Raw genomic sequence first — 13,597 nt, forward strand, 5'->3', positions numbered from 1 at the left:
GACTCATCAAGGCCGTTTGTTTTTCCATGTTGGCTTGCAGTTTTTGCAAGTCCGCATTGGCTTGTTTCAACTGCGCTTGCGCCGTCGCATACTCTTGCTCGTTTTGTTTCAAACGTGCTTGCAACTGTGTTTGCTGTTTTTCACTTTCAGCTAATTGTTTCGCAAGCGTATCCTGGGTACTTTGCTGCGCTTTTAGCTGTTTTTGCGCTTCTTTCAATACGGTTTCTAGCTCAGTCTTTTGTTCTGCCTGAAGCGTTTTTTCTGCGAGCGTGGCTTGAATTTTTTCAGCTAATTTTGCGTTTTCAACTAATTGAGCTTGTAACTGTTTGTTTTGTTGTTCTAATTGTTTGGCGTTATCTTGCTGAGCTATCAAAGCTGATTGGACGTCATCTTTTTGGCTTTTGGCTGTCGCTAACTCACCTTCTTTTTCCTTTAGTAACTCTTTTTGCTTCAACAATTCAGCCGTAACTAACTTTACTTGCTCATCAGCATTACCCGCCAGTTGTAATTGATTTTTCGCATCTAGCTCCAGTTTAGCAATATCGGCGGTGAGCTGTTCAATTTTCAAATTCGCAGCAATAAATAGCTGTTCTTTTTCAGCTAATTGTTGTTTAAGACTCGATTGCGCAGTCACACTTTCATTCAATTGTTTTTCTAGCTGTGCGATTGTTTCTTGCGTTTGCTGGTTTTCTTGGCTTAGTTGCTCAAGACTATTTTGTTTTTGCTCAACCGCTTTTTGCGCTTCAGCTAATTTAGTATTTAAAGTATCAATTAAAGATTGATCATTTGATGAATTTAATACTGTCTGTAACTGTTCGATTTGTTCTTTATTTTTAAGAATTTCATCATTCAGTTTATCAATCTCAAATTGTTTCTCAGTAATTATATGGGTCAACTGAGCGATACTCTTATTATGATTAATTAGTTCTGAAACTAATTGGTCATCATTCAATAGAGAGTTATAAGCAATTAATTGCCCCACTCCTTGTGCAATTCCAAATTTGTATAAATTGGTTAATTGCTGACGTTGAATAAGGCTGGCTAGTTGCTCAAGATAAGCGGATGTATTGATGCCTGCTGGCTTAGCAAATTTTGACGAATACAGTCCCAGAGGATCGAGTACCAACTGATATTTAGCAAAATCTTTTGCAAGATATGCAGGGTCCCATTGGTTACTTTGGAAAAAATAAGGGTAAGACGACAGAAGAACTGGAGCTACTCCATTTTCGATTGCCACTGCGCAAACTTCAGGAGCAGCCATTTTTTCTGGTGCTACTGGCTCAACTTTCGCTGCATCAGCTTTAGTTTTAGATGCAGCAGTTGTTTTTTTATTCCTTACAGTTTTGCCTTTGCTCCCATTATTACTCGCCGCAGAGCGCCGTTTTTCTTTTGGCTCAGGTACTGTGGATAGCGAAGAGAAGATATCATAACCTTGGTCTTGTGTATTAACTGGAAATTGTTGCTCTTGTACCCTACCCTCTTTTTCTAATTGAAGGTAGGTATCAAAATCATCAATAACATTATTAAAGCTTTCTGCTTTAGGAGCATGACTAAAAAATGTCGTAACAAGTGCCAGCGACACACAAAGCCTAAGGTTTATTCTCATAATCCACTAATTTTCTTCAATGTTGATTCGGTAGACAATACTGAGTTATAGCGAACTTTAGCACACAATACTTTAGTTTTAGATTCTATCGCCATTTGTAGTAATTCGATTGTGTCAGGGCTAGCGGTACTTTCAATTTGCCGATATAAGCTGTTAATCTCGCTAACTTCTTTAAATGAACCAACTAAACGATTGTAATCTTTAGGTGAAAGTGTTTTCAGTGCATTTAGTTCTTTAACACAAGTATCTAGGTGAGCAAATGCTTGCTGACCCGCACCACTTTTTTGACCATAACTTGTAGAAGCTATTGGTGTGCGACTGATAGCACTATTTAGTACTTTTTGAGATTCAGGATAAGAATTATCGGCCTGAGATTCAGGATAAGAATTATCAGCCTGTTCTGAAGATACACCAACTGTAGTTTGTGCCACTGCTTGAGTTGTATTGGTATCGACTACCTGTTTATTACTTGGGGTGTTCGGTGTTGCTGTATTGTATGTGTCTGAGCCAAATGTACAGCCAGAAAGAAGGGCTGTAGCTGCTATAAGCAAAGATGCAGCATTGAGTTTATTTTTTAAAAACATATGGTTACCTTACCAAATCTTTTCTTCGCTATTATAATGATGTCCAAGAAACCTAGTGTAAGCTAAAAACTAGCTATTTTCTATAAGCCTGCATGTAGAAATAGAGTCATCTCATAAATTTATGATTAAATTAATTTTAGTTTCGAAGTATTTTTATCGCTACATTTTTGTTATTTTTATGAGCTTACTCTCATTAATACTCCAACATTAATACTCCATATAAGTGGTAACTTAACACCTTTGATGAATCTTTTAATTATATGATGTTAGTCAAAGGTTATTTTAATCGAAAACTCACCTATAAACTCAACTAACTAATAACATCTTAGGTCAAACTTAATATCAAGTATTTCTTTGTAACACTTTCTAACAAATTAAACAGCAACTCAAATTACAAAAAAAATCTATTTTTATTTTATTATAGATAACACATTATGAAACGTCTTAGCATAGTCAACAACAGCAAAACACTAATAAAGTGTACAACAAAAGACCTAGACTGATAAGCCTGTTATTTTACTAATTAATCCCTTGTTTCATCAAGCTATTGTATCAAAAACATATCAATAACCCATTATTTTGAAACGCTGATCATATCAACTATCTGTCAGAATTACTTATATTAAATTGATACAATTCGTAACTCAAATCAATTTTCTACTTTATTATATAAATCACCCGTCATAATTAGGCAAAGCGTAGCCATTAAATGTCCACACTTGGGCATATCCTTTCAATATAAAAGGAAAATCACAATTATTTGATAACGAATATGACAAGCTTAAATAAAGTATAAAAGAGTAAATACGACGGGATTAAATAAAATGCCCGGCGTTAACCAGGCATATATAACAATCAAGCTTTACTTGGGCGTAATGCAGGGAACAAAATAACATCACGAATAGTATGACTGTTAGTGAACAACATCACCATACGGTCAATACCAATACCCAGACCTGCTGTTGGAGGTAAACCATGCTCTAATGCAGTCACATAATCTTCATCATAGAACATAGCTTCATCATCGCCTTCATCCTTTTGACGAACTTGCTCAGCGAAACGCTCAGCTTGATCTTCAGCATCGTTTAACTCAGAGAAACCGTTGCCAATTTCACGACCACCAATGAAAAACTCAAAACGGTCAGTAATAAATGGGTTGTCATCGTTACGACGTGCTAATGGAGAAACTTCAGCCGGATATTCCGTAATAAAGGTAGGCTGAATCAAGTGACTTTCAGCAACCTCTTCGAAAATTTCACACTGCACACGACCCAAGCCCCAGCTTTTCTCAATCTTAATACCAATAGACTGAGCAATTGCCACTGCTTTATCCATATCATCCAGATCTGCCACATTGGTTTCTGGGCGATATTTACAAATAGCTTCTTTCATAGTCATTTTGGTAAATGGCTTACCAAAATCGAACTGTTGTTCGCCATACTGAACTACAGTATTTCCTAGCACTTTTTGCGTCAGTGTGCGGAAAAGATCTTCAGTCAACACTATCAGGTCACGGTAATCAGCATAAGCCATATAGAGTTCCATCATGGTGAACTCTGGATTATGACGCGGAGATAACCCCTCATTACGGAAGTTACGGTTAATTTCAAAAACGCGCTCGAAACCACCCACCACGAGTCTTTTCAGATACAGTTCTGGTGCTATACGCAAATACATATCAATATCTAACGCATTATGGTGAGTAATAAACGGACGAGCAGAGGCTCCGCCTGGGATCACTTGCATCATCGGCGTTTCTACTTCCATAAAGCCGTTACCTACCATGAAGTTACGAACTTCAGCAAGGATCTTAGAACGAATGATGAATGTGTGGCGTGATTCGTCGTTAGCAATCAAGTCAAGGTAACGTTGGCGATAGCGCGTTTCTTGGTCTGATAAACCATGAAATTTGTCTGGTAATGGGCGTAACGCTTTAGTTAATAAACGCACTTCATGGCAATGAACCGTCAATTCCCCCGTTTTGGTTTTAAATAAACGGCCTTTCGCACCTAAAATGTCACCTAAGTCCCATTTTTTAAATTGCTCGTTGTAAATGCCTTCGGCTAAGTCATCACGAGACACGTAAATTTGAATACGTCCACCAACGTCTTGTAACGTAGCAAATGACGCTTTCCCCATAATACGGCGAGTCATCATACGACCAGCTATCGACACTTCAATATTTAAGTCTTCAAGCTCCTCTGATGTTTTATCATCATATTGAGCATGAATTTTGTCAGAAATATTTTCACGACGAAAATCATTTGGGAATGGAATCCCCTTTTCACGCAATGCCGCTAGTTTTTCTTTACGGGCTTTAAGTTCATTATTCAAATCAGGAGCTTGTTCAGCACCTTGTTGTTCCTGAGACATTTTTTCCTCACAGGCCAGCTTTTAAGCTAGCTTCAATGAATTTATCCAAATCACCATCCAGTACGGCTTGCGTGTTACGCGTTTCCACACCAGTGCGTAAATCTTTTATTCTTGCATCATCAAGGACGTAAGAACGAATTTGGCTTCCCCAGCCAATATCAGACTTGTTTTCTTCCATCGCTTGCTTATCTGCATTTTTCTTCTGCATTTCCAGTTCGTATAACTTCGCTTTTAACTGGCGCATCGCTTGGTCTTTGTTTTTATGCTGCGAACGGTCATTTTGGCATTGAGTCACAATATTCGTTGGAATATGTGTAATACGAACCGCAGATTCTGTTTTATTAACGTGCTGTCCACCAGCACCAGATGCACGGTATACATCAATACGCAAATCCGCTGGATTGATTTCGATATCAATATCATCATCAACTTCAGGATAAATAAACGCCGAACTAAAAGAAGTATGACGACGCCCGCCTGAGTCAAACGGACTCTTGCGAACTAAACGGTGAACGCCTGTTTCCGTTCTTAACCACCCGTAGGCATAGTCACCTATAATTTTGACTGTTGCTGATTTTAAACCAGCAACATCACCATCAGACTCTTCGATAATTTCGGTTTTAAAGCCCTTTGACTCTGCCCAACGCAAATACATGCGCAATAGCATACTTGCCCAATCTTGCGCTTCTGTACCACCGGAACCCGCTTGTAAGTCAATATAGCAATCGGCACTATCGTATTCGCCGGAAAACATACGACGAAATTCCAGCTGCTCTAACTTACCTTGCAGTAACTCTAACTCAGCACCTGCTTCATTAAACGTATCTTCGTCGTCAGCTTCAACCGCTAACTCTAATAAACCTTCAACATCCTCAAGGCCCTGAGTCATCTGGTCAATTGTTTCTACAATAGCTTCAAGAGACGAACGTTCTTTACCAAGTGCTTGAGCCCTTTCAGGTTCATTCCAGACATCTGGTTGCTCAAGCTCCGCGTTAACTTCCTCTAAGCGTTCTTTCTTGGCATCATAGTCAAAGATACCCCCTCAGAACCACTGTCCGTTCAGACAGGTCCTGAATCTTACTTTTTACTGGGTTTATTTCAAACGTCATTTTTCAATATCTTATGGTTAGTCAAAAATAAAATTTCTATTTACAAACCGTTTAGTATAACGGAATTTATCTCAGGTTTATAGCCACATATCGCGGTTATCGCAGTCACTGACTCAAGGCTAATCAGGCCAAATATGTTCTACCATTAACTGCACATTCTTTTGTCCACGATATTCATTTACATCCAATTTAAATGCAATCTTAGCTTTTTTTATGCTGTTATCAGGCCAACGTCGAACATCGATATTAAACATGATAGCATCTAACATCGGGCCGCCATTAACCGGTTCTAGCATCAATTTAAGATGGCGCTCGCCGACGAGTCGTTGCTGTAATAGCTGGAAATATCCATCAAATACAGGTTCAGGGAATGATTGCCCCCAAGGGCCACTTTCTCGCAATAGCTCAGCGGTTTCTAAGCAAAACTCATTGCGTGATAACTCACCATCACTCCATACCACTCCCGCAAGCTGCTCGGGCTGAATGAGTTCCCCCATCAAAAGCTCAAAATGATATTTGAAAGCATCAAATTTATCTGTTTCGAGGGTCAAACCTGCTGCCATCGCATGACCACCGAACTTTTGCATTAATCCCGGCTGTAGGGTATTCAACCGTTCAAGCGCATCACGCATATGCACCCCTTGTATAGAGCGCCCTGAGCCTTTTAATACTCCATCACCTGCGGGGGCAAATGCAATAACTGGACGGTGATATTGCTCTTTGATCCTAGAAGCCAGTATCCCGACAACACCTTGATGCCATTCGGGGTGATAAATTGCTAAACCATTTGGTAGTTGTTTTTCACCATAGTCAAATTGGTTAAATAGCACCGAAGCTTCTTGCTGCATTCCAGCTTCAATATCTCGACGAGTTTGGTTTAGCCCATCTAATTCATTCGCGAGTACCCGTGCATAGGCCATATCATCCGTTAGTAGTAACTCAATGCTCACTGACATATCATCTAGCCGACCCGCAGCATTTAGCCTTGGACCTAAGGCGAACCCAAAGTCGTTGGCCACCAACCTAGAGAGATCCCGTTTAGAGACTTCAACTAAAGCTTTAATACCTGCACAGCAACGCCCTGCTCTCACTCGTTTTAAGCCTTGATGAACCAAAATACGGTTATTGGTATCAAGAGGAACAACGTCAGCCACAGTTCCTAAAGCAACTAAATCAAGGTACTCCGCTAGATTAGGTTCACCGAGACCTTGTTGGGTAAACCACTGTTGTTGCCGTAAATGTGCTCGCAACGCAGACATTAAATAAAAAGTTACACCAACACCCGCAAGTGATTTTGATGCGAAATGGCATTGCCTCAAGTTTGGGTTAATAATGGCATCAGCTTCAGGTAACGTTTCACCGGGTAAATGGTGATCAGTAATAATCACGTTGATCCCATACTGGTTAGCTATCGCTACCCCTTCGTGGGATGAGATACCATTATCCACTGTAATAATTAATTGCGTTCCTCGTTTGTGTGCTTCATCCACAACCAAGGGCGTTAAACCATAACCATTTTCAAAACGGTTCGGAACAATATAATTAAGATTCGCATACCCCATCGCTTTCAAAGCTCGAATGGCGAGTGCTGTACTCGTTGCGCCATCCGCATCAAAATCACCAACAATTGTGATCGCTTCATGGTTTATTAATGCACGATAAAGCAGACGCAGGGCCTCATCAATACCCGATAATGCCCGATAATCTAATAAATTAGAGGTTTTACGCTCTAATTGGGTAATATCAGTTATGCCTCTGTGTATATAAATCCGCTGCAAAAGCTCAGGAATACCTGGGAGCTCTGCGCTCGAGTCAACTTGATTTCTTTGCTGTAAAAAGGTTTCAACATTCACAATGATTAACTATTTTTGTTCAAGTAATTGAATAAGTACATCTGGTTTAGGGAAGCCTGATAACATTTCGCCATCTGCGAAAACAATAGCTGGTGTCCCTGTTATTTTAAATAAATTACCGACATCCATATGTTTGCTTAAGTCTATTTTACAACCGTCAATCATAGCGACCTCTTCCCCTCTAAATGCTTGAGTCAGTGCTTTTTGAGGCAATCCATTACACCATATTGAGGCCATTTTTTTACCTACGTCGCTATCAGCACCTTGACGCGGATATGCCAAATAACGCACGGTAACCCCTTTAGCGTTTAATTCACCAACAGACTCATGAAGCTTTTTACAATAACCACAGCTAATATCAGTAAAAACAGTAATCACATATTTTTCTTGCGGCGCTTTGAAAATAATCATTTCATTTTTCAATGCTTCGACTTTTTTCATTAGTGGTTGATTACTGATATTGACAGGCTTTTTACCACTCATGTCATAAATTGGCCCTTGCAATAAATACTTACCATCATCGGTCATATAAACAATACCGGTTGTGGTTTCAACGACATTCAGCCCAACAATGGGAGAAGGCTTAATTGCTTCCACATGCATATCGTATTTTTTTAACGTATCACGGATAACTTTTTCTTCCGTTGCGCCATAAACTGTAGTCGTAAAAGTAGCAACACACGCAGCAGCCAATAGTAACAATTTGTGTTTCATAAATAATCCTTTAATCATACATCACCCCCTTGGGTGATGTTGCTCATGTAATATACGTAACCGTTCAGTTGCAACATGAGTATAAATTTGAGTCGTCGATAGGTCACTGTGGCCTAACAACATCTGCACCACGCGCAAATCAGCCCCATGATTTAGTAGGTGGGTTGCAAATGCGTGCCTAAGTACGTGAGGTGAAAGTAGCTCAGTATCTATATGAGCCAATACCGCATAATATTTTATTCGATGCCAAAAAGTTTGCCGGGTCATTTTTGTGCCGCGCTTACTTGGAAATAATATATCACTCGCTTTGCCCTTCAATAAATCGGGGCGGCCTTCATCAATATATTTCTCAAGCCAATATATTGCCTCTTCTCCCAAGGGGATCAATCTTTCTTTATCCCCTTTCCCGACAACACGAATAACGCCTTGACGTAAACTAATATCAGAAAAGGTTAAGCCTACCAACTCTGATACCCGCAATCCACAGGCATACAAAACTTCTAACATGGCTTTATCTCGCAGCTCAAGTGCGTCTTCGGTTGCAGGTGCATTTAATAAATCGTCCACTTGCCGTTCACTTAAATCTTTTGGTAGCCGCTGTGGGATTTTTGGCGCCGCAATGACTGCTGAGGGGTCATCAAGACGTATTTTTTCACGATATAAATATTGAAATAACCGTCGCATTGTACTTAACAAGCGAGCAGAGCTGGCCGCTTTATAACCACCATCAATGCGTTCAGCCAAAAAAGACTGCAAATCAATTGATTGAACACTTTCCAAATGCAATTGTTGTGCATCAAGCCATTTATCTAATGACTGAAGATCATTACGGTATGATGCTAAGGTGTTTTCGGCAAGGTCTTGTTCAAGCCAAATTGTATCAAGAAATTGTTCGATTAATGGATTAAGGTGTTTTGTTTCCACGACAGATGAGCTTCCTTTAGGTAATACCACACGATTCTATTATGCCTGAATGTGGCCGCTTCTGTTACAATACCTTTCTTGTGATGAAAACCAAAGCGGGACATAGTAGTAATATATGAAAATAGGTCTTTTTTACGGTTCTAGTACCTGCTACACCGAAATGGTTGCAGAAAAAATACGTGATATTCTTGGCGATGATTTTGTCACACTGCATAACGTTAATGATACGCCGCCAGCTGAAATGGAGCAGTATGATGTTCTAATTTTGGGTATACCTACATGGGATTTTGGTGAAATACAGGAAGATTGGCTAGAAATTTGGGAAGCGCTTCCCAATCTTAACTTAGCAGGTAAGATTGTCGCCATGTATGGTTTGGGTGACCAGATAGACTATAGCGAATGGTTTTTAGATGCACTTGGTATGCTTTATCATCAATTGAAACCCACTGGCGTGAATTTTATCGGCTTTTGGCCAACAGATGGCTATGAATTTGACAGTCCGAAACCGCTTAATGAAGAGGGGAATATGTTTGTTGGCTTAGCATTGGATGAAGTTCACCAATTTGAGCAAACCGATGAGCGTATTGCGAAATGGTGCGTGCAAATTTTGGAAGAAATTGAAGCCGCTTTGTAAAACGCTAAACGTGCCACTCTCATCACTAATGCTATTTAAGGCTACCGCACTTCGTATGGTGCTAGCCTTAAATATAGTAGTAGCCTTAAATATCGGGGTATTGCAGTAATAGTTGGTTCAGGTTTCGCCAGTTTTCCTCAGACAGTGCATCTTTCGCTATCCATAAATGGATCTTCTGCGGTTTTCCTTGTAAAGCGCCTAATGTCAGTAATATACCATAGTGGCTAAGCCAAGGTGCCTTGACGATACTCCATTCATTCTTTTTCCATTGCACTTTGTTACCATTAACCAATACTGCAACACCTTTAATTTTACTTATATTTTTCTGGCTCCTCGCCCAACTAGCCACCACAACAACCAATAACGGCAGCCAGACCATCGAGTTATCCGGTGCCCACGGTGCAACAAGCAAAAATATGCCCACAGCCCCATGAACACAGGTTGAGAAAAATTGTGTATTCCATGAAATGGATAGATTAGATTTCCACAGGACCACGGTTTTTATTTTTTTCCTGAATCAGTTTAATCATACGAAACAGCTCATCATCCTCAGGACGACCGTGATTCATTAACCAGTTGAATAGATCTGGATCAGCACATTCTAACAGGTTAACAAACACCTGTTTATCATGGGGCGTCAGACTATCGTACTCATATTCAAAAAACGGCATGATTGAAATATCTAGCTCACGCATACCACGGCGGCAAGCCCAATGAATTCGCGCTTTGTTCTCAATATCCATTTCACTACGACCTTTTGTTGCAGTTAACTGATAAGATTGATTATTTTCAATACTCTAACAGATTATCCGCCGAGAAAACATGCCATAGACTACATTGTTGTAATTTTAGTAGTAAAATACCGTTTTTCTACAAACAGATGATAAAAAAATCTTAGATAATGGCAGATGCAGCATAATAACTACTTGCAATGTTATCTAGCTCTTTTACCATTAAGCACCTTTATCTATCAAAGAACAACAGGTGAAATCATGACTACCCACATTGATAGTACACAACAATTTCCCCTTGAATCTCAGTCTTTACCACTCGTTTTGATTTCACTGGAAAACTGGGAATTAATTCATCTTCACGGTATCGATGCCGAAAAATACTTACAAGGTCAAGTCACAGCGGATATCACAACGTTAACGCAATCTCACGCCTTAACGGCTCACTGTGACCCAAAAGGCAAAATGTGGAGTGACCTACGTTTATTCCATCATTTAGATGGTTTTTCTTATATTTTAAGGCGTAGTGTTGCTGATAACCAACTCGCTGAGCTGAAAAAGTACGCGGTTTTTTCCAAAGTCACCTTTGAAAAGAAACCTGAGCTTAAATTGCTCGGCGTCGCAGGCAAAGGAGCAAGAGAGGCTTTAGCTGCACAGTTCTCAACCTTACCCGATGCACAAAACCAAGTTGTCACTGATGACGGTTCCACATTATTGCATTTTTCATTACCTACAGAGCGTTTTTTAATTATCACAACGGATGAAACTGCACAAAAAATGGTGCAATCCCTTGGCGCTACTTTAGTCGACGATAACCAGTGGCTAGCGCTGGATATCGAAGCGGGGTTTGCGGTTATTGATCAAGAAAACAGTGCGCAACACTTACCGCAAGCAACTAATTTACAAGCACTTCCCGATGGTATTAGTTTTAAGAAAGGCTGTTATACAGGTCAAGAAATGGTCGCTCGCGCCAAATTCCGCGGCGCCAACAAACGCGCCATGTACATATTAAAAGGCACTGGCTCCACTATTCCTCTAATTGGTGAAGGCCTTGAATGGCAACTGGGGGATAAATGGCGTCGTACAGGAACCGTTTTAGCAGCTATCCGTTTAGGTAATGGGGAGCTTTATGTCCAAATCATTATGAATAACGATATGGACGCTGATAGCGTTTTTCGGGTTATGGGTGATGAACAAAGCCATTTAACCATTACTCCGCTCCCTTATTCATTAGAAGAAAATTAATTGAGGTTTTTTATGTCATCTGCATTAGGTAACAAGCCCGTTGAGGTGGTAAATTTTGGGGCTTTTACCGAAGTTGTCCAATTTTTAATGGAGCTAGATAAGCTCAAAAGTGTTTATCGCAAAAATAAATTACTTAATCGTGAACGTCAGGAAAATACCGCAGAACATAGCTGGCAATTTGCCGTTGCAGCCATGAGTTTTGCCCCTTATGTCAAAGAGATAAATATCGAACATGCGATTAAACTCGCTTTAGTCCACGATATTGTCGAAATTGACGCAGGTGATGTGCTGGTGTTTGATAATGCAGCTCGCGATGCTGTCCATGAAGAAGAGGTTAAAGCGGCTAATCGTATCTTTAACTTATTACCTAGCCCGCAGGCTGAGACTCTTTTAGCATTGTGGAATGAGTATGATGCATTAGAAACGCCTGAGTCTGTCTATGCAAATGCAATCGATAGGGCTATGCCTATGCTGATGAATTTGCATAATCAAGGACAAAGCTGGGTTGAAAATCACATCCGTCTTGAACAAGTGCTCAGTAAATGTGATTACATTAAACAAATTCTCCCTGAATTTTATCAACAGTTGAAAGTACAATTAGAACTTGCCCAGCAAAAAGGTTGGTTGCTGTAATCTGAATGCTATAAAACGCTGAAAATCACTCGTAAAAAGAGTTATTTTCAGCGTATCTTCAACCAGCCGTTATTATTTTCTTCGTAACATATTAGAAAATAAAAATAGACGCGAAAGCAATTTCTATACTTTTCTTATTTCCCGACATGTAAAACATCAAACATTTAATTATATTTAAAATATATCAATAATTTCCTAATCATTTATTATATTTTAGATAGACATTATATGAACTACCCTAATTAATTTATTTCAATGAGGTGATACATGTCAAAAAGCCATGATAATTCATACCCTTATTTGTTATTACTTGATGTTCACTCTTCTGCCATTACTCAATTCAATAAATCAACCCATAAAATGACTCACCTTATCGAAAACCTTGGTGGGACCCCCGACGGCATTGCTGTTGATCATACACACCGATTAATTTATTGGAGTAATATGGGAGAGGATTATGAGGCTGATGACGGTTCCATCAATGTAATGAACTTTGATGGCAGTGGCCGAAAGATGCTAGTAGGTAATGGAGAAATTAGAACGCCAAAGCAATTACAAATAGATTTAAATAATCAAAGATTGTATTGGTGTGACCGAGAAGGCGGAAAAATTTCATCCTGCCGAATAGATGGCTCCGATATACAAACTCACCTTGCAAGACCTAGAAATGAAAAAGACAATGTTGATATATTAGACCAATGTGTCGGCATCACATTAGATATCCCAAATAATTGGATTTACTGGACACAAAAAGGAGCGCCAAAAGGAAACGTAGGCCGATTATTCAGAATGCCGCTTGTTCCTATAACGCATCAATCCCCCGCTAGTCGAACAGATATTGAATTACTGCTCAATAACTTACCTGAACCCATTGACCTCTTACTTGATGAAGAAGCCAATATTTTATATTGGACAGATAGAGGCGCAGAACCGGATGGTAATAGTTTAAATTGTGCAGATGTGACGGCTCATGGCCTAGAGAATCATAAAGTCATCAGTCGTGGTTTTAAAGAAACTATTGGCCTTACTTATGATAAATCTGCTCAGTTAATGTATGTTTCTGACCTAAATGGCGGTGTTTATCAAGTCACTCTGCCAACGGGTGAAGTCGATAAAATTCATCAAGGTGAAAGCTATACGGGGATCACTCAATATTCCAGCTAATCAGTCAGTTAATACATTAAATAAAAG

The 13,597-nt window shown here is 39.6% G+C and carries 12 protein-coding genes and 1 pseudogene; 4 read left to right on the plus strand and 9 right to left on the minus strand.

What is annotated here, in order from left to right:
- The 7 genes and pseudogenes from ACLPIE_RS20190 to xerD all read right to left on the minus strand — a co-directional run.
- Window positions 1-1,582 (minus strand): annotated as a pseudogene (locus tag ACLPIE_RS20190) (hypothetical protein); the annotation flags it as partial.
- 20 nt (window positions 1,583-1,602) lie between these two features.
- Window positions 1,603-2,190 (minus strand): hypothetical protein, encoded by a 588-nt coding sequence (locus ACLPIE_RS20195; RefSeq protein ID WP_430263494.1) that lies wholly within the window; start codon window positions 2,188-2,190, stop codon window positions 1,603-1,605.
- Between the two features lie 855 nt (window positions 2,191-3,045).
- A complete protein-coding gene (gene lysS / locus ACLPIE_RS20200; RefSeq protein WP_430263495.1) occupies window positions 3,046-4,563 on the minus strand; it encodes a lysine--tRNA ligase in 1,518 nt (505 codons plus the stop codon).
- A gap of 7 nt (window positions 4,564-4,570) precedes the next feature.
- A protein-coding gene (gene prfB / locus ACLPIE_RS20205; RefSeq protein WP_430263496.1) for a peptide chain release factor 2 occupies window positions 4,571-5,672 on the minus strand; the annotation gives its coding sequence in 2 pieces (ribosomal slippage) (window positions 4,571-5,593 and window positions 5,595-5,672; 1,101 coding nt in all).
- A gap of 119 nt (window positions 5,673-5,791) precedes the next feature.
- Complete coding sequence (gene recJ / locus ACLPIE_RS20210) at window positions 5,792-7,525, minus strand: single-stranded-DNA-specific exonuclease RecJ (protein ID WP_430263497.1); 1,734 nt, start codon at window positions 7,523-7,525, stop codon at window positions 5,792-5,794.
- 9 nt (window positions 7,526-7,534) lie between these two features.
- Window positions 7,535-8,239 (minus strand): bifunctional protein-disulfide isomerase/oxidoreductase DsbC, encoded by a 705-nt coding sequence (dsbC, locus tag ACLPIE_RS20215; protein WP_430263498.1) that lies wholly within the window; start codon window positions 8,237-8,239, stop codon window positions 7,535-7,537.
- A gap of 21 nt (window positions 8,240-8,260) precedes the next feature.
- A complete protein-coding gene (xerD, locus tag ACLPIE_RS20220) occupies window positions 8,261-9,163 on the minus strand; it encodes a site-specific tyrosine recombinase XerD (protein WP_430263499.1) in 903 nt (300 codons plus the stop codon).
- A gap of 115 nt (window positions 9,164-9,278) precedes the next feature.
- On the opposite strand from xerD, the gene fldB reads away from it, so the two are divergent.
- On the plus strand, window positions 9,279-9,797 hold the full coding sequence (fldB, locus tag ACLPIE_RS20225) for a flavodoxin FldB (protein ID WP_430263500.1): 519 nt from the start codon (window positions 9,279-9,281) through the stop codon (window positions 9,795-9,797).
- A gap of 85 nt (window positions 9,798-9,882) precedes the next feature.
- Here fldB and ACLPIE_RS20230 read toward each other — a convergent pair whose 3' ends face one another.
- Both ACLPIE_RS20230 and sdhE read right to left on the minus strand, forming a co-directional pair.
- Window positions 9,883-10,293: a protein YgfX gene (locus ACLPIE_RS20230; RefSeq protein WP_430263501.1), complete on the minus strand. Its 411-nt coding sequence runs from the start codon at window positions 10,291-10,293 to the stop codon at window positions 9,883-9,885.
- Complete coding sequence (gene sdhE / locus ACLPIE_RS20235) at window positions 10,274-10,540, minus strand: FAD assembly factor SdhE (RefSeq protein ID WP_430263502.1); 267 nt, start codon at window positions 10,538-10,540, stop codon at window positions 10,274-10,276. The genes ACLPIE_RS20230 and sdhE overlap by 20 nt, the downstream gene beginning before the upstream one ends.
- A gap of 249 nt (window positions 10,541-10,789) precedes the next feature.
- On the opposite strand from sdhE, the gene ygfZ reads away from it, so the two are divergent.
- The 3 genes from ygfZ (at window position 10,790) to ACLPIE_RS20250 (ending at window position 13,570) form a co-directional block, all read left to right on the plus strand.
- Entirely contained in the window at window positions 10,790-11,773 is a 984-nt protein-coding gene (gene ygfZ / locus ACLPIE_RS20240) for a tRNA-modifying protein YgfZ (RefSeq protein WP_430263503.1), read from the plus strand.
- Between the two features lie 12 nt (window positions 11,774-11,785).
- On the plus strand, window positions 11,786-12,406 hold the full coding sequence (locus tag ACLPIE_RS20245) for an HD domain-containing protein (RefSeq protein WP_430263504.1): 621 nt from the start codon (window positions 11,786-11,788) through the stop codon (window positions 12,404-12,406).
- Between the two features lie 267 nt (window positions 12,407-12,673).
- The gene (locus ACLPIE_RS20250; RefSeq protein ID WP_430263505.1) at window positions 12,674-13,570 is read left to right on the plus strand and encodes a YncE family protein; all 897 of its coding nucleotides are present in this window, start codon (window positions 12,674-12,676) and stop codon (window positions 13,568-13,570) included.
- Window positions 13,571-13,597 lie beyond the last annotated feature (27 nt).

This window comes from Providencia sp. Me31A (assembly GCF_050487165.1).
Lineage (GTDB): Bacteria > Pseudomonadota > Gammaproteobacteria > Enterobacterales > Enterobacteriaceae > Providencia.